Genomic DNA, 16467 nt, shown 5'->3' with positions numbered 1-16467 from the left:
CCGCCGCAAGCTCGCCGGGTCTGACGACGGCGATCGTCAGATGGTCGCCATTCTCGCCGCCGTGCTTGCGGACGGCTTGGCGGCGGTTGAGGTCGCCTGCGCCGAGGCGCTGGAGAATGGCGTCCACTCCGCTGACGTCATCCTCAACATTCTCGCGCGCCGGCGCGATCCCGAACCCGCCGCGGTCATTGCGACCCCGGCGGCCTTGCGGTTGACCCAAGCCCCGATCGCCGACTGCGCCAGATACGATCAGCTCAGGAGCGTATGACCATGGAACGAACCGAAGTGCTCGACTTGATGGGGGAACTCAAGCTCTATGGCATGCGGAGCGCCTATGACGAGACATTGGCGACGGCGCTCAAGCGCAAACATGAACCGCAGCGCCTGGTCGGCGACCTGCTCAAGGCCGAGATATCGGAAAAGCAGGCGCGCTCGATCAAATATCAGCTCACCATCGCCAAATTGCCGCTCGCCAAGGATGTTGACGACTTCGCCTTCAAGGACACGCCGATCAATGAGGGGCTGGTGCGCGATCTCGCCGGCGGCGCCTTTATCGCTCAACAGCGGAACGTCGTTTTGGTCGGCGGAGCGGGCACAGGCAAAACCCATCTTGCGATCGCCATCGCCCGAAGCTGCATTCGCGCCGGATCGCGCGGGCGCTTCTACACCACCGTCGATCTGGTCAATCGCCTTGAGGCGGAAGCGCGCGCCGGACGGCAGGGGCGGCTCGCCGATTATCTGACCCGTCTCGACGTCGTCATCCTCGACGAACTCGGCTATCTGCCCTTCGCCCAGGCCGGCGGCCAACTCCTGTTCCATCTGGTCAGCCGACTCTACGAGCGCACCTCTATCATCGTCACGACCAACCTGGCCTTCGGCGAATGGCCGAGCGTCTTCGGCGATCCGAAAATGACGACCGCGCTGCTCGATCGGCTTACCCACCACTGCGACATCTTAGAGACCGGCAACGAAAGCTGGCGCTTCAAGAACCGCGCCTGATAACGCCGCCGCGCGCATCGTAACTCCGGTCGGGCTACGCCCTCCCTCCGTCACGACGCGCGCAACACGGGGGTCAATGTTGGACGCCGATATGGAGTGGGCCCCTCGAGTCGGACAGGGATCAGGCCGCTGATTTGACCATCTGCCGGGTGTGCTGGTCCTCGAACTGTTGCGGGCTGAGATAGCCAAGTGCGGAATGCAGTCGGCGCTTGTTGTAGACCTCGTCGATGAAGCGCGGAAGGTCCTCGACGACGTCCTCGAACGTTTCGTACGCCATCGGATAGACAGCCTCAACCTTCATCGTTTTCATGAAGCTCTCCGCCTTGGCGTTGTCATAGGGATTGCCGCGTCGGCCCATGGAACCGGTGAGGCCGTGGGCCGCGAGCGTCTCCCGATAGCGCTCGGCGGCGTATTGCGAGCCGCGATCCGAGTGATGGACGCAGCCTGGCGGCGGTTTCCGTCGTTCAATTGCGGCCTTCAGGGCGGCGATCGTCAGCCTTGCGTCGATCGAGCGGCTCATCGCGTAGCCGACGACGCGGCGCGACCAAGCGTCAAGAATCACGGCGACATACACGAAGCCGCCGGCAATCGCGACATAGGTGATGTCGGCGACCCACAGCTGGTCGGGGCCCTTGAGGACCATGTTCTTCGCCAGGTTGGGAAAGATCGGCTGGTCGTGATCGCTATCGGTCGTCGTGACATAGCGTCGGCGGATCTTCGGTTGCAGATTGTGTTCGCGCATCAGGCGCTTGATTTTCTTGTGGTTGACGATCAGGCGCTGCTGCCGCAAAGCCGCGCGCACGCGTCGCCAACCGTAGGATTCGAACTCGTCGCAGATCGCGGCGATCGCTTCGACAATCGCCGTGTCGTCGGTGGACGCGGAAGCGGCGTCGTAATAGGTGGAGCGCGCAAGTCCCATTAGCCGGCATCCTTCGGCGATGGAGAGGCCGGCGGGCCGATGATCACGGATGTAGGCGCGCTTTTCCGCGGTGGTGCGCTTTTGAGAGCCCCTTTTAAGAACTCCAGCTCCAGCGCCTGCTTGCCGACTAGCCGCTCGAGCGCGGCGATCCTGGCCTCGTACTCCTGGAGCAGATCAGCCGCGGCGGCGTCCTCGTCGAATTCGCCGGCCTCATACTTGCGGATCCAAACCCGGACCAGGTTCCGGCAAATGTCGTGGCGCTTTGCCAGTCCATGCAGCGTCTCACCCCCGAGATATTCCTGCGCGACCTGACGTTTGAACTCGACGCTGTAAGAGCGGTGCTTGGCCATGAGCTTTCGTCCTTCGAAAGCCCGGCATAACGGTCAATTGTTAAGCACGTCCCTGTCCGGCTCGAGGGGCCCACTCCACTTGCAGCGTCAAGGCAACGACCCGTTCGGCCACGTCCTTGCCCAGCGGCGGAACGCGAGAGGGGCGGAGAAACTTCCGTTGACTCGTGGGGGGTCGGCGGATAGGGCAGTTGCGCATGAAATTCGCTGAACTGATTTCGCAGATCCGTCTTCAAGTGCCGATAATGACTGCCGTCGGAGGTAGTCGATCCCTTCTTTCGGCATTGGACGCGATGCGCGAAGGCGCGCGTTTATGGCGGTTTTTGCTAGAGTATACGAGCGTCCGTCAAGTTTTGATCGCCAGCGCTTTGGCGCTCCTGGGGAGTCTCAGCGAAGGGTTCACGCTTATCCTCCTCGTTCCGTTGCTTCGGCTGCTCGATCCCGCCGCGGGGTCAGCGGGTGAACCCGGGGGGGCGTCGTTACGTATCGTTCAATTCCTAGGTATTCAACCGAGTTTGGGCGGAGTTCTAGCCGCTTTCATATGTCTAACGGTTGCTCGCTCGCTGATTAATCAACAGCGCACATTATATTTTTGTGCTCTTAGGCTTGACGTCGTACGTAATATACGCATTGCGCTTTATTCCAGTATCGCGCGTTCGAACTGGTCTTTCTTGAGGAAGATTCGGAGGACAGATCTTTTATCGGCGCTGACAGCGGAATCGGATCGCTTGGACTCTGCTCTGATTTGCAGCTTCGAGATGCCTGCGCGAATAATGTTGATCGGTGCGCACGTCTTCGTAGCGTTTTTGATCGCCCCCGTCCTCACGCTCCTGGCGCTCGCCACAGGGTCTTTGCTTGCGTGGCTAGTGCGGGACCGTCTAATCGAAAGTCTTCAAATAGGAGAAAGCCTCTCCCAGGCTTATAAACACTTCTACCATCAAGTTTCCGAGTTCCTCCTGGGCCTCAAAATCACGAAAAGTTATGGTGCCGAAGACCAACATGTGACAGCATTTGCAGGAGCGATTGATGAGGTGAAGGACAATTTTTTATCTTACCTCAGGAGCCACACAAATGCTCGTTTAATTCAGGAAATTGCCGGTGCCGCTGCAGTAGCGATGTTTCTTTGGACTGCCGCCACCCAGCTGCACATGCCGATGGCGGAAGTTCTGGTACTCTCATTGATTCTTTATCGCCTCCTTCCACTTTTGCAATCGCTACAACAAGATGCGCAGCAACTTCTGCACGCTGCACCGGCGGCACAGACGATACTTAAGCTTTTGGAAGCGTGCACAAACGCCCGTGAGCTGTCGCATGATGAGGCTCGGGGTCACTACAGCGTACAGCAAGGAATTCGCTTTGAACACGTCGGATTTAGCCACGAACAAAACGCTGAAGAGTCCGTTAGTGACGTCAGCTTCATCCTACCGGGTGGAACGCTGACCGTATTATTCGGCCATTCCGGGTCTGGGAAAAGCACGCTTTTAGATTTAATCTCGGGGCTGCTGCGGCCGAGCAGAGGCAAAATATGGATAGACGAGCGCGAGCTTACCGATGAACGAGCACAAACTTGGCGCACCTCAATCGCCTATGTTCTTCAAGAGCCTTTTCTGTTCCACGACACGATTCGGGCCAATCTATTGATCGCCAAGCCCAACGCAACTCAGAGTGAGCTGCGGGAAGCGCTTGTCTGTTCACGGGCAGCCACATTCGTCGACGCTTTACCCGACGGCATCGACACGATCGTAGGCGATAGAGGCAATCGCTTCTCAGGTGGCGAGCGCCAAAGGCTCGCATTAGCGCGCGCCCTGCTTCGTCGTCCTCTTTTGTTAGTTTTGGACGAGCCGACTAGTTCGTTAGATGAGGAAAACGAGCAGATTGTCCTCGACGGGATAGAGGGTCTTAAAGGCAGGATGACGATGATACTCGTAACTCATCACCCGGAGCGGGTTCGCTCTGCCGATCAGATCCTCCAATTGGAACGAGGACGACTGCTCAGAGGACAATAGAGCGTTTGCACGACCATAGACCGCGTCGCCGAGCGCCTCGGCGAAAGCGTCGATCGTCCCTACGACATCGTAGTCCGTGAAGAAGACGGTTTATGCGGCAACGGCTTTCTGAATTGACGGTCTCGGCTGGCGCAGCGTCGTCAGGAGCAAGGCCCACAAAAGGGCCAGCGACGCGCGCCCGTCGCATGGGCGAGGTGGTTTCGCGCCATGCGATGCTCGGCCTTCAAATGGCCGATCACCAGTTCGACGGCCGAGCGGCGGCGCAACTCGCGTTTGATGGCCTCGGCAACGCGCCGTTTCTGGCCCGAGATAGAGACCTTGAAGCGATGCTCGGGCGGCGCGTTGTGGCCGCGATAGCCGCGGTCGGCGACGACGCGCTTTATCGTTGCGCCGATCTGCTTCTCCATCTCGGGGAGGACGACGACGAGCGTGTGGCCGTCGTATTGGTTGCCGGGCGGTGCCTTCACATGGGCGACGAACTGGCCGCCCTTGGAAGAAGATGGACGCTTCTAAAAACTGGCGCGCGAGCGCTGTTTCTGATTTTCTGTGTTGGACGGGATCGGAGACGAGTCGATGCGCGGGCAGCCTGGGTTTTTCGATGTCGACGAACGATTGAATCGGCTGAGCGGTCTTGGCGAAAATCGGAGGCCTTCGCGGCGGCGGCGGATTTTGAGATGTTTCGCGCCGATCTTGTTGCTGCGCTCGGCTATTTGGACGGGGCGCAAGGCAGGAGACCGCCCGCGCTCGCTCGCCGACCGCGTTCCGGACGCGCGCACGATTTGGCTGTTTCGCGAGAAGCTCACGAAGGCCGGCGCGATCGACGCCTTGTTTGCGCCTTTCGAAGCGGCGCTGCGAGCTTCAGGCTTCTGGCTCGCAATTGACCGCGGCTTCGGCGCTTCATCCGCAAATGGTCCATGGATGCCCTCTTCGTTCGTGGGATGCGCAAACATCGTCCGCTTGGCACATTGCGATGTCGTCAGGAGGGGGAGGGGCATCCACTCCATCATGTCTCGATTGATCGTGGCTTCGGGCTCATTCGGAAATGGACGACGAGCGATGCCGCGGTGCATGACGGCGCCGGCGGGGCCCGCCCAGACGTCGCTTGCCGTTTGGTTCGATCCAGAACATCCTCCACGGCCTATGGCTCGGTGAAGAACGAAGCGACGCTGTCTCGGCGCGGTTTCCTCTCACGCATTCACCGCAAAAACCGCCAGGTCGGGCGATGCCCAAGCGCATTCGCATCGCCAACGGCCAGAAATCGAAGGTCCGTAGCGCCGTGGAGGACGTCTTCGATGTCAGAAGGGGGCCCACGGCCCTCATTGTGCGAACTATCGGGATCGCAAGGGCAAGGGTGAAGATCGGCCTCTGTCAACGGCGGAGAGAATCTCTGCCATCGGGTGGAGTAAAATCAGGCCAATTGGGAGGGGAACACCAACATGCGAAGGGGCCCGATCGGGCTGCAACCGTCGCCTCATGCTTAAACGCCTGACGCGTGCAAACGTCTTGTGCATGAATCCAAACTTTTTGGATCGGCTCTTAACCTTCTCCAGAAAAGTTGCAGGGCATACGGGGGCGAATCTGCCTCGCATATCCGCCAAGCCTGGCAAGTTTGCCGATTCCTGTCGAGAGTCTTGTGAGAATGTGGGAATTTTCCTAGGGTGCAGGGAGCACAGGCCACCTATTGAGCAAATGAATTGCGATGACCTCTGATAAGAGCCAACAGGTAATAGCACTAGATATATTGCGCGGCTTGGCGGGTATCGAAGTGTTTTTAGCTCATGTTCGTATTGGCTCTTTTGTCGAGTACGGCGCTCTACCCTCTTCGCAGCACTCTCTGTTCGTTGCCGCGCTTTTCGGCATAACGCGGCTTGGGCGTCAAGCTGTACTAATTTTCTTCGTTCTGAGCGGCTATCTGGTTTTTGGCCAGGTTATTAGGCAGCTTTCTCAGCATCGATTCCATATAAGAAGCTATGCGATAGATCGCATAACACGCATTTTTATTCCTCTGGTCCCGGCATGTGTATTTACTGTAATTCTTAGTTGGGCGGTGTTCGGCACACCGATAAATATGGCACAGCTGTTCTTAAATATTGCTGGCTTAAACGGTGTCCTTACCGACACTTTAAATATCAATGCCCCTCTATGGACGCTTGCCTATGAAATATGGTTCTACATCATAAGTGGAGCTTTTGGCTACCTTATTTTGAGCCAGTTTAAGTCGAAGGTGGCGTTTGGCATTCTCGCTTGTGGTGTTGCAGTCTTTTCAGTGTTGACTGCGCGCTATCTTCTTTATTGGAGGCGGGGCTTGCTATTTTGTACCTGAGAATACCACGTCAAGGTTTAACGGCAACAATCGGGTTCATTCTGACGGTTATCGGTAGCGTACTTGTCGAACTGGGCTTGGGCAGCAAATTGTTCACCACTGTGACGTTTGTCCCTGTGGGAATGGCTGATGTCCCTGTGGGAATGGCTGAGTTTTTCGTATGTGCCGGGATTACACTAACCATCCCTTTTTTGTGTAATTCTAGCACAAATGCACGTCTAAGGTTCTTACGTCGCCCTGCGCATTTTATAAGCGCCGCTTCGTTCAGCCTGTACGTGTTTCATTATCCAATTATTGCATGTCTTGATTTAGTGTTTCCAAAATCAACTTATTTGAGTATGGTTGGGATAGAACATTTTGTTTTAAGGATTGCGATTTGCTTGGCGGTCGTTGCCGTTTTCTACGTTATATTTGAAAGAAACACGCCCGTAGTAAAACGATATCTGAACGCTAAGTTTTCAGGTTCTTCGTATCAGAAACCAGAAAATGGGGTTGGTGGCCGATCCATAGAGCGCGTTCGTTGGTTTCGAATTCTGCGAGGGGTTCGAATGTAAGCGCTTAGCCATCAAGCGGCCAGATTGAGATCGTGCTCGCCGAGGGCGAACGGATCTTTGTGTGGTCGGACGTCGAGACGGCGGCGTTGACGCGTGTGTTGAAGGCGCTGTCGCGGCGATGATCCCGATTCCGAGCGGCGTTCGGGTATGGATTGCAACGGGCCACACTGACATGCGGCGCGGCATGGATGGGCTTGCGCTGCAAGTTCAGGAGAGTCTGAAGCGCGATCCTTATGTCGGCGATCTCTATATCTTCAGGGGCCGGCCGTTGCGCATCGCACCAGAATCCGGGCAACGGGCGAAAACGCCATCAGTTCGAAGGCGGGCCGGCCCCGATTGGGTGGTGATGATGGTTATGGCAGCGATGATGGCCATGGGGTCGGGGCGAATCTTACGTGTAAAATCTACTTTTTTCGTCTCATTTGAGGTCTAGCATTCAAGCGTGTAAGAAGGACGTCAGTCAAGCGTACGCTTGACAGCTTGAGCGCTGCTTAACGAAGCGACGCATAGTTGATAAACCATGCCGCAGGCTGAAGGTGCCCGATGACATTCCCAAGCAATAATTTAGGGACAGCGCTCAGTATTGCCGTGCGTATGCAAAAAGCGATGAAACCCTCTTCATGGTCTTCTGATTACGGTTTGTTGTGTTTAAAATTAAAAATTATAGCGGTGTTCGCAATTTTCGCTCCGCAATGGGGGCTCCTTTGGCAGCAGCCAATGGTAAGCGGCAATGAAACACTACACGCTCCTAAGTTATGGGTGCTTAATACTATGTCATCTCTCTTGGCGACCTCTAGTTTTAGATTGGCTATAGTCTATGCAGTGACGTGCCTTATTGCAATGGCAGGACTAATTATTATTTCAATAATAAGGTCGAATGCTATTCGTGGAGCTCTGGTTTTTGCCTTAGCAATCTGTTGCGCGTTTGAATACTCAATGCTCGATCTCACTCACGAGTTTTCAGAGCGCGAGAAAATCAAAATGTTTTGGGAAGAACGCGATCTGGCAAGGGCCATGGTCGGTTTCTATGCCGCATACATTTATCCAGATGTACTTTACAGCGCGGTTCTTTCCTTGATTTTCTTCTTGCCTCTGCCCGAACGCTTTTGCCTATCTAAACGTTGGGCGCTCGTACCGTTGCTAGGGGTCGGGCTCGCAACTGCCGAAATTGTATATACGAGGGGCATTATAGAAGCTTTTCCGCTTCCAACGGGGCTTTCTGCGAACTTGTTGTCTGCCTTTCTCCCAGTTGGCGGCGGCTGGTCGTGGATAGAGCGGTCGGGATATGAATTCATGTCTGGCCTGAAAGCTGAGAGAGATTTTTTGTTTCCTGCTCCAGTCGGTAAGACCATAGATCATATCATAATGATAATGGATGAAAGCGTCAGAGGCGACTACCTATCAGTCAATAATTATACTGTTGACGACACCCCAAGGCTGAAAACCGACACAAGTCTGATCAATTTTGGTGTCGCGGTTTCAGGCGCAAATTGTTCCGTATTTTCACGTGTGATGTTCCGTTTCGGAATGAGAGAAGGGGACGTGGAGAATTGGCAGCAGGCAATCAACAAGCCCTCGATCTGGGATTACGCCAAACATGGGGGGTACCATGCGATATACATCGATACTTGGCGTTCGCCATTTAATTACGGCAATGGATTCACGCCCGCCGAAAGCCAGAAAATAGATAAGAAGATTAGTGTTTTAGACGATCCGTCGTACCTTCGGGACGAAAAGGTTGTAAACGTAATCAAGCAGACGCTTGAAGCAGGTGCCAACGAAAAAATATTCCTTTACGTTGACAAATTCGGCGTTCACTCTCCTTATTATGACAAATATCCACGGGAAAAAACGATTTTTACGCCAGAAGGGAGTGCGCTAATCGACATTAGTAGGGCTCACTACGCTAATGCAATAGCCTGGTCTGTTGATAATTTTTTCGCGAGGCTAAAGAACGTCCTTTCAATGGATCGCACATTACTGATCTATACCTCTGATCATGGTCAGACACTGAGCGACTCCCTTCCTCTGAGCCATTGCTCCAACGGGGTGGACCAAAAGACGGTCTCAGGAGAAGGGTACGTGCCGTTATTTGCCAAAACCAACGACGAAGGATTTGGAAAACTCTTGCGACATACTGCTTCTGAAGGCAATAATCATTTCTCTCACTTCGAAATATTTCCAACTCTGCTTCTAGCGATGGGATACGAATATAAATGGGTGAAGGAGCGTTATGGAGACAGCCTCTTAGATATACCTGCGTCCGGCAAAAAGCGCGCTTTCTATGCAGGCTCTCCAACAAGGACGAGGCTCATTTCTACAGATTAGGTCTGGCCCGATACGGCGCATAAATTAGATTAGGGTCCGGACCCATAAAAGGGTTGGCATCAATGGGATGGCCCGTCCCTCTCGCGACGATCGGATAGGATCGCTGTTGGTAGGAAGAGAGAGGTATGAGGCGTCGCATCCGGCGGGAGAGACTTGAAGGCTTTACTCGGGCGTTGCGTAGTGGCGACGGAGGCGTGTTGCTTGCTCACCATCTGGACGGATTTTTTCGGCTCTGGGCCACGATGTTCGGTTGATTGAGTCAATAACAACAGCGACATCGATTTCTTTATTGCAATTCATTTTCACATTTTACGCCAGTTAAAAGCTATAGAAATCCTAAGTATGTTGTCGACATGTGGACAAGATCCATAATGAAAGATGTTGGAATCAAATATTACTAATCTATTTTGTAGGTATTTTACTTCGGTTTCGGCATGCTCAGTTTTAAAATACGTAGAACCGCCCCAATCCTGGCTCCATGTCAGCGGAAAATAAAGTGCTGTCTTGTCGCCGTGGTCGGTATGCCAATTGGCATTTTGACCATTCACCTGCCCATTTGCAATAATCCTCCAGCAACAACAGTCAGACAGATAGCTGACATCCTTTTGTATTACTTTTGACAACAAATAAAAAAAATTGATATCGGAGGATTTATCCCATAAAGTGCTAACAAAAAACTTGTTATGAGTAGGATCGCCCATGTCGGATTTGTGGTAATAACTCCATGGATATGCTTCACTGCCCCTCTCAATGAGCGTAGAAACATCTGAACTGAAAAAGTTATCTTTTACGATGATCATGTCAGCCCACCATTAGTATTGCCGGACTCGAGATCTACGCCTTTTGCGGTGACAACGAGCTCGCGAGGAGAACGATATCCGAGTGCGTGGCGCGGGTGAAGCGTGTTGTAATAGGTGAACCATATCGGCAGCGGGCGGATCACGATCGCAGCGTGGGGCGTGGGAATGACGGTCACGCAGTCATATGTCGCGTTCGCCTTCGAACAGCCCGACGGACGATCGCCAACCAGCGCTTGCGCATTATGCAATATTTAACGCCACGGATGCGCGTACTTGCCTCCAAGATACGCGAGATCGGCGTCCAAATCATAACGAAATCTCCTATAAGCGTAGTCAAAAGGGTTTCGTACATGCAGAATGCGGAATGACGGGTCGATGGCCGATACGAGCTTGCCTGTGCACCGAGTAAAAAAATCCGCATGATCGAGGCGTTTGACCAAGGGGTCCCAGTTTACCAATTTTATTTTTTCCGTTCGACCTACGAAGAAGTTGGAGACTTTGTCGCACACCTCCAGCCCTCCCAAGCTACTCCCTTTTGGCTTCAGCGACTGGTGAGCAGTCCTATATAGCGGGCCATTCTTGCTGTCGTGCGTAATGTAGAAAGGCAGGTCGACGGGCACTCCACCAATTATATCAATTTCTTCAAACTCGTCTAAGAGCTGAATTACACGCGCGATATTTGTCTGCCTGCAGAATATGTAATCGTCGTCGAGGTTAATGACATACTTTGTCCGCACCAGACTAAGACCCTCTCTCCGCCCGACACTTACCCCGCTGTCGTAAGTCAATACCCGCGTCGTCACATTCGGCAGTCGTGTTGGATGCTTACTATCGTCAACCACAATAATCGGAAGGTCCGGATAAAATTGACGGATGCTGCTCACAAGGGCACGGCAGCGCTCGGGGCGTTCAAAAGTCTTTATGAGGGCCGTGACGTTATGCACCCTTGAAAAACTTGCTGCGGGGTTGTGTAGAGCGTTAATTAATCGATACATCCCCAACTCTAGTTTGAGCACTGCAGCATATGTTGGCTGCGCAACGAAGCGCATGGGCCCATGTACGAGGTACCGGTACGCCATTTTTTTCTGCTGTTCCGTAAGGGGCTTCAAAGCGCGACCTCCGATGCCAACATCAGTTTGGCCTGGTCAGGGGGAATAGCATTGCATCCTCTGCCGCAAGATAACGGTCCTGCTCTCAAATGCCCAGTGGAACACATTAACCATTTCGAAACGCACGACAAAGATGTAGCCTTCGAGAACCAGGGGATGTCCCGTTCGCTGAGCGGCCGGCGCGCGGCCTCGGCAGTTTGAACAAGGTGCGCCGCTGACGCTGGCTTTGCGCTTCGCTGCACGAGAGCGGCTCGGAGAGCTTCCAGATGCTTGTGCGCCTTCAATTGCCGGAAGCCTTTCCTTGCTTCCTGCACGGCGGCGGCCCAGCGCATGGCCATCGATGGCGAGCGCCAATATTTGACGTTTCGGCAGACGCGCCGCACCGTGCTCATGACGGTCTCGACGATGTTCGTGCAGGCGAGCGATCGGCGCAGCTCCCGCGGAAGTTTCAGCCTCGTGACGGTGAGCATGTCGTCGAGGCCTTCCAAGATCGAAGCTGCAACGCCCTTCCAATCGCGTTCGAGACGGCGCGCGAGATTGCGAATGAGCTTTTCGGCTTTGTCGGCGTCGTCCAGTTCCCAGGCTTGCCGCAAGACGCGCTTCACCGAGGCGTGCATGGATTTTGGCAAGCGCTCCAGAATGTTGCTCGCCTTGTGAACCTGGCAACGCTGGATCGCCGCATCGCGTCCGAAGGTCCGCCGGATCGCCTTGGACAGTGCTTTCGAGCCGTCGATGATGAAGAGGCGCGGCGCGCTGGGATCGAGCCCACGCTCGACGAGATTGTCGATGAGCGCCTGCACGGTCGTCGCGTTTTCCGTCGCGCCCTCGACGAGGCCGAGCGGGTGTTTGTCGCCGTTCGCGTCGACGCCGATCGCCGCGACGAGGATCAGGTCCTCGTCCATGTGAATGCCGTCGATCTGGATCGCCAGCAGATCGAGTGCATCGAGCCTGCTTTCCATCCACGCCTTCATGCGAAGCCGACAGCGCGACGAAACGGCGGGACGTCGCCGACTTCGACAGCCCAGCCCCCTCGGGCGACGGAACGTCTCCCTCAGGCAGGCGAACCGAACGTTTGAACCTGCGCGTCGAGACGTTGATCAGCATCTGGTTCATCGCCCATTTGCCGAGCAAATCTTCGTTGATGGCGTTTTCCCAGCTCGGCAGAACCTGTTCCTCGCCGTCGAGCCCGCGAACGCGCGGGCGCTCGATCTCGACCTTGCCGCCGTGGAAGCCAATCTTGCCTCTCGTCCTCCCCCAGCGTGCCGATTCCGACGAAGGCGCCCGTCTGTAACGGGATAATGCCGCCCGGGGATTCCGGGATAATGGCGCCCCCCTTTTACGAGATGATCCCGCCCGGGCGCCGCGTTCGTTGACCGACGAGATTTGTCTCACCTCCGATTGTTTTTGGTCAAGTCGTTTTGGCTCCTTTGGCGCGGGCGCGGCGTAGGCTCTCGCCGACGAGTTCTACGCGATGCGCGTTGTGCACGAGGCGGTCCAAGATCGCGTCGGCGTAGGTGGGATCGCCGATGACCTCATGCCATGAGGTCACGGGAAGTTGGGATGTGACGATCGTCGATCGGCGCCCATAGCGTTCTTCAAGGATTTCCAGGAGATCGTGGCGGGCGCCGGCGTCGAGCGGCTCGAGGCCGAAGTCGTCGAGGATCAGGAGATCGGCGCGGCCGAGGGATTTGATAAGACGCGGGTGGCGCCCGTCGCCGCGCGCGAGCGCAAGGTCTTCGCAGAGCTTGGGCCAGCGATGATAGACGACGGAACGGTTGTCGCGGCAGGCCTGCTGGCCAATGGCGCAAGCGAGCCAACTTTTGCCGACGCCTGACGAGGCAGCGCCACAATGCCGGGTGTCCGGCGTTCGAGGCACGGATTCACTATCCTTTTCATCCGCGCTGCGGCCAACTGGTTTCGATCATGTTTCGACGCCGGTTCACCGGAGTCGATCATCTGGTCGTCATCCAGCCGGATGGCACTCTCGCCCTGATCCCGGCGTGGATGGCCGATGAGACGGCCGGCTCGTCCGTCCTCACCCCATCCCCTCGTCTTTCTGTCGACCGTCTTCTCGAGCTGCGCAAGCGCGTCGATGCGCTTCTAGCCTGTTCCCGCGGGGAATCGGCTCCGCCAGCGCAGCGAGGGGATCATGGTCCCACGGCACAACACGCAAAGAGATCTGTTCGAGATGGATCAGAGGATCCAGGCGATTCCGAGCTCATTGAGGCGAGAGATCGTCCGCCTGATCGAAAGCCTTCTGGCCGAGGCCGTCAGCGCGCGCGGAGCGGAGACGCAATCAGAGGATCGGGCGACAAAGGAGGATGCTCATGAGCAAGATCACGCCTGAGCGCCTCGCCCGTCAGGCTGTCGTCTATATCCGGCAGTCGACCACTGACCAAGTCACCAACAACCTCGAGAGCAAACGCAGACAATATGGGCTCGCTGACCGCGCCCGTCAGCTCGGCTGGGCCGATGTGGCCGTGATCGACGACGATTTGGGCCGTTCCGGTGGCGGCGTAGCGCGCCCCGGTTTCGAGAAGCTGCTCGCCGCTATCTGCGAAGGCCGCGTTGGCGCGGTGGTCGCGATCGAAGCCTCGCGGCTCGCACGTAACGGCCGCGACTGGCACACGCTGCTCGAGTTCTGTGGCCTGGTCGGCACGCTGATCGTCGATGAGGATGGCGTTTACGATCCGCGCCATCCCAATGACCGCCTGCTGCTCGGGATGAAGGGCACGATGAGCGAGATGGAGCTGTCGGTGCTGCGCCAGCGCTCGCTGGAAGCCTTGAAGCAGAAGGCGCGCCGCGGCGAACTGTTCATGACAGTCGCCATCGGTTACGTGCGCGTCGGCCACGACCGCATCGAGAAGGATCCCGATCGGCGCATCGTCGAGGCGGTCGCCCTGGTGTTCGCCAAGTTCGCAGAGATGCAGTCGGTGCGTCAGACGCACTTGTGGTTCCGGCACGAGCGCATGCCCTTGCCCGCCGTCACCTATGGCGCAGAAGGCCGCCGGATCGACTGGAAGCTACCGGTATACAACACGATCCTGCACATCCTGACCAACCCGATCTATGCCGGCGCCTACGCTTTTGGGCGCACGGGGAGCCGCGTCAGCATCGAGGCTGGCCGCAAGAAGATCGTTCGTGGCTTCAGACGCGAGCGCAAGGACTGGGAGGTATTGATCCAAAATCACCACAAGGGTTATCTGAGCTGGTCGGACTACGAGAGGAACCTCGGCCTGATTGCGGACAACGCCAACGGCAAGAACCCGATGAGCCGTGGCGCCCTGCGCCGGGGCGAGGCTCTGCTCGCCGGCCTGCTGCGCTGTGGCCATTGCGGGCGCAAATTGCACGTCGCCTACTCGGGCAAGGACGGCAACACCGGTCGCTATCATTGCCGAGGCGGCCATTTCAATCACGGCGGCGATCAATGCATCTCTTTCGGCGGCATGCGCATTGATCGCGCCGTGGCCGCCGAGGTTATCGATCGCCTGGCCCCACTTGCGATCGAAGCGGCGCTTGGGGCTGAAGATGCGCGCAGCCGCGCCAGCGACGATAAGCGACGGCAACTCGAGCTGGCGCTCGAGCAGGCGCGCTACGAGGTCGGCCACGCTCGTCGCCAGTACGACTCTGTCGACCCCGACAATCGCCTTGTCGCCGCCGAGCTGGAACGAACGACTTATGGTCGTTCGCGATTTGGAGGTCGAACTGGAGGGACTGACGGCAAAACCTGCTGCCGATCTTTCTCCCGAGGATCGCGCGCGGCTCATGTCGCTTGGCGCCGACCTCGACCGAGCGTGGCGCAGTGAAGGCGTGACGTGGACAACTCGCAAGCGCATCGTGCGGACCTTAATCGATGAGATTGTTGTCCGCGTCGAAGACAACTCCCTCGATCTCGTGATCCGCTGGCACGGCGGCGATCATTCGAGCCTTAAGGTCAAGAAGAACCGCACCGGACAGCATCGCTGGAGCGCCGAGGCCGAAACGATCGATCTCGTGCGTGTGCTGGCGCGCCAGATGCCCGACAAGGCGATTGCGTCCGTGCTCAATCGGGCAGGTAAGACGACAGGACGGGGGAACGGTTGGACACAGTCACGGGTCTGCAGCCTGCGCAGCCACAACGACATTGCGACCTACCGCGAAGGCGAGCGCCGTGAGCGCGGCGAGGTTACGTTGGATGAGGCCGCCGAAGCGCTGGCGGTGAGCCCGTCGACGGTACGCCGCCTCATCAAGGAAGGCGATCTGAACGCGAATCAGCTTTGCAAAGGAGCGCCGTGGGTCATCCGCGCCAAAGATTTGGAGCGCCGCGAAGTCAGGCTCGCCGCCGATGCCCGCCGCCTCAGACGGCCGCCGTCCGCGAATCCGCTGCAAAACGAACTTGATTTTCAATAGTATGGAAAGGTGAGCATTATGAAGCAGGCTCGGATGGGCCGACCAGGGCCAGATTGTCGCGGGCGTCGATCCACTGGCCTTCGGCGAGCTTTTGGAACAGGGCGCGGTCGAGCCCGCGCGCGGCGCGGTAGTCGACGTCTTCGATGCTGGCCTGCTGGCGGAGTTTTGCTGCGCGCAGCCTGGCCGTCAGCCGCTTGTCGCGTCGAAGAGACGCTTCTCGATCAAGCAGCAGAGCGAGCCAGTCGTTGCGGTCGATCCCTTTCGCCTCATCTGTCTCTGCGAGTTCGGCGAAGGCCTTGGCCATTCCGTAAAGGCCGAGGACGTGAAGCTGGTCGAGGGTGGGATGTTTAAGCAAGTCGCTGTCTCCTAATGATAGTAGCGCGGGCCGCGGATATTGGGGTGAAGGATCGGAGCCGCGTCCGCGGCGCGCTTTGGCGCCGGCTTCCGATCGAGCTTGTTGTCGAGGATGGATTTGATCGAGCCATAGGTCTTCGCGCCGATCTCGATGGCGCGTTCCGCTGCGGCCTCGACGCGCTCGGATCCATAAGGGCCGATGAGGCGAACAATGCCCAGACAGGCGCGATAGCCCTGTTCGGGATGAGGCCGCGCCTCCAGAATCTGCTCGCAGAGCGCCGCCGTCGCCGGGCCGATCTTGCGGGCGTCCTCGCGGATGCGTTCAACGGTCCAGCCGGC

9 protein-coding genes and 8 pseudogenes are annotated in these 16467 nt (G+C 56.9%); 7 read left to right on the top strand and 10 right to left on the bottom strand.

Going from position 1 to position 16467, the window contains the following annotated elements; translation table 11 throughout:
- Nucleotides 1-268 (top strand): annotated as a pseudogene (locus tag IYY11_RS01040) (IS21 family transposase); the annotation flags it as partial.
- Between the two features lie 2 nt (nt 269-270).
- Nucleotides 271-999 (top strand): IS21-like element helper ATPase IstB, encoded by a 729-nt coding sequence (gene istB, locus IYY11_RS01035; protein ID WP_196402406.1) that lies wholly within the window; start codon nt 271-273, stop codon nt 997-999.
- A 121-nt stretch (nt 1000-1120) separates the two neighbouring features.
- Here istB and IYY11_RS01030 read toward each other — a convergent pair whose 3' ends face one another.
- Together IYY11_RS01030 and IYY11_RS01025 are read right to left on the bottom strand one after the other, a co-directional pair.
- A complete protein-coding gene (locus IYY11_RS01030) occupies nt 1121-1969 on the bottom strand; it encodes an IS3 family transposase (RefSeq protein ID WP_312029678.1) in 849 nt (282 codons plus the stop codon).
- Nucleotides 1918-2268, bottom strand: a complete 351-nt coding sequence (locus tag IYY11_RS01025) for a transposase (RefSeq protein ID WP_196402405.1) — start codon at nt 2266-2268, stop codon at nt 1918-1920. The genes IYY11_RS01030 and IYY11_RS01025 overlap by 52 nt, the downstream gene beginning before the upstream one ends.
- 194 nt (nt 2269-2462) lie before the next feature.
- Here IYY11_RS01025 and IYY11_RS01020 point away from each other — a divergent pair, with 194 nt between their 5' ends.
- Entirely contained in the window at nt 2463-4271 is a 1809-nt protein-coding gene (locus tag IYY11_RS01020; protein WP_196402404.1) for an ABC transporter ATP-binding protein, read from the top strand.
- Nucleotides 4272-4447: 176 nt separating this feature from the next.
- Here IYY11_RS01020 and IYY11_RS01015 read toward each other — a convergent pair.
- A pseudogene (locus IYY11_RS01015) lies at nt 4448-4765 on the bottom strand (IS5/IS1182 family transposase); the annotation flags it as partial.
- 1205 nt (nt 4766-5970) lie between these two features.
- On the opposite strand from IYY11_RS01015, the gene IYY11_RS01010 reads away from it, so the two are divergent.
- The 3 genes from IYY11_RS01010 (at nt 5971) to IYY11_RS01000 (ending at nt 9476) form a co-directional block, all read left to right on the top strand.
- On the top strand, nt 5971-6594 hold the full coding sequence (locus IYY11_RS01010; protein ID WP_196402403.1) for an acyltransferase: 624 nt from the start codon (nt 5971-5973) through the stop codon (nt 6592-6594).
- 672 nt (nt 6595-7266) lie between these two features.
- Nucleotides 7267-7581 (top strand): IS66 family insertion sequence element accessory protein TnpB, encoded by a 315-nt coding sequence (gene tnpB / locus IYY11_RS01005; RefSeq protein ID WP_196402402.1) that lies wholly within the window; start codon nt 7267-7269, stop codon nt 7579-7581.
- A 110-nt stretch (nt 7582-7691) separates the two neighbouring features.
- Nucleotides 7692-9476: a sulfatase-like hydrolase/transferase gene (locus tag IYY11_RS01000; RefSeq protein ID WP_196402401.1), complete on the top strand. Its 1785-nt coding sequence runs from the start codon at nt 7692-7694 to the stop codon at nt 9474-9476.
- A gap of 302 nt (nt 9477-9778) precedes the next feature.
- Here IYY11_RS01000 and IYY11_RS00995 read toward each other — a convergent pair whose 3' ends face one another.
- From IYY11_RS00995 to IYY11_RS00980, 5 genes and pseudogenes are all read right to left on the bottom strand, one after another.
- Nucleotides 9779-10276, bottom strand: coding sequence for a hypothetical protein (locus IYY11_RS00995; RefSeq protein WP_196402400.1), 498 nt, complete (start codon nt 10274-10276; stop codon nt 9779-9781).
- Nucleotides 10273-10458: pseudogene (locus tag IYY11_RS23555) on the bottom strand (hypothetical protein); the annotation flags it as partial. The pseudogene IYY11_RS23555 and the gene IYY11_RS00995, both read right to left, overlap by 4 nt.
- A 69-nt stretch (nt 10459-10527) precedes the next feature.
- Nucleotides 10528-11385 carry a glycosyltransferase family A protein gene (locus IYY11_RS00990; RefSeq protein WP_196402399.1) on the bottom strand — a complete coding sequence of 286 codons (858 nt, stop codon included), beginning with the start codon at nt 11383-11385 and terminating at the stop codon, nt 10528-10530.
- Between the two features lie 191 nt (nt 11386-11576).
- Nucleotides 11577-12678: pseudogene (locus tag IYY11_RS00985) on the bottom strand (IS256 family transposase); the annotation flags it as partial.
- Nucleotides 12679-12793: 115 nt separating this feature from the next.
- Nucleotides 12794-13219 (bottom strand): annotated as a pseudogene (locus tag IYY11_RS00980) (ATP-binding protein); the annotation flags it as partial.
- A 493-nt stretch (nt 13220-13712) separates the two neighbouring features.
- Here IYY11_RS00980 and IYY11_RS00975 point away from each other — a divergent pair.
- A pseudogene (locus IYY11_RS00975) lies at nt 13713-15774 on the top strand (recombinase family protein).
- Between the two features lie 31 nt (nt 15775-15805).
- Here IYY11_RS00975 and IYY11_RS00970 read toward each other — a convergent pair.
- Both IYY11_RS00970 and IYY11_RS00965 read right to left on the bottom strand, forming a co-directional pair.
- Nucleotides 15806-16129, bottom strand: a pseudogene (locus IYY11_RS00970) (ATP-binding protein); the annotation flags it as partial.
- A gap of 11 nt (nt 16130-16140) precedes the next feature.
- Nucleotides 16141-16467 (bottom strand): annotated as a pseudogene (locus tag IYY11_RS00965) (IS21 family transposase); the annotation flags it as partial.

This window comes from Methylocystis sp. H62, from assembly GCF_015709515.1.
Taxonomy (GTDB): domain Bacteria; phylum Pseudomonadota; class Alphaproteobacteria; order Rhizobiales; family Beijerinckiaceae; genus Methylocystis.
This window is presented reverse-complemented; position numbering and strand designations above follow the sequence as displayed.